Below are 547 nucleotides of genomic sequence, written 5' to 3' on the forward strand. Positions count from 1 at the left end.
GGCACTGGTTGGTGCGAACATGCATTCGCCGGTGATGCCGGCGCCGGCTCTGGATAACACCGTGAGTGCATTGATGGGCATCTCTGCCGTCACACGGTCGAACAGGCTGCCACCAAGGAAGAAACCCTGTTCATGCCCGGCAACACTCAAGCCACGACCATCAACCACCAGCGTGGCACCCGCTGCCACGCCCTCCTCTATATAACCACTGACTTTGTCACGCGCCTGGCCTGTAACCAGAGGCCCCATATCCAGACCGCAGGACGTACCGGCACCAATTTTGAGCGCTTTGACCTGCGGCACCAGCTTGGCAATCAAGGCATCCGCCACCTGGTCGCCCACGCACACGGCCACCGAGATCGCCATGCAGCGCCCACCGCAAGAACCGTACGCCGCGCCCATCAATGCACTCACGGCGTTATCCAAATCCGCGTCCGGCATCAGCACCGCATGGTTCTTCGCACCACCCAGTGCCTGCACGCGTTTGCCACGCTTGGTGGCTTCCGAATAGATGTACTCGGCAATCGGCGTCGAGCCCACGAGACCG

General features: G+C 61.6%; 1 protein-coding gene. It reads right to left on the bottom strand.

What is annotated here, in order from left to right:
• Window positions 1-547: aldehyde dehydrogenase family protein (locus HX786_RS31630; protein ID WP_256735361.1), on the bottom strand; the 547-nt coding region annotated here is incomplete at both ends.

This window comes from Pseudomonas sp. 21615526 (assembly GCF_013386245.1).
Lineage (GTDB): Bacteria > Pseudomonadota > Gammaproteobacteria > Pseudomonadales > Pseudomonadaceae > Aquipseudomonas.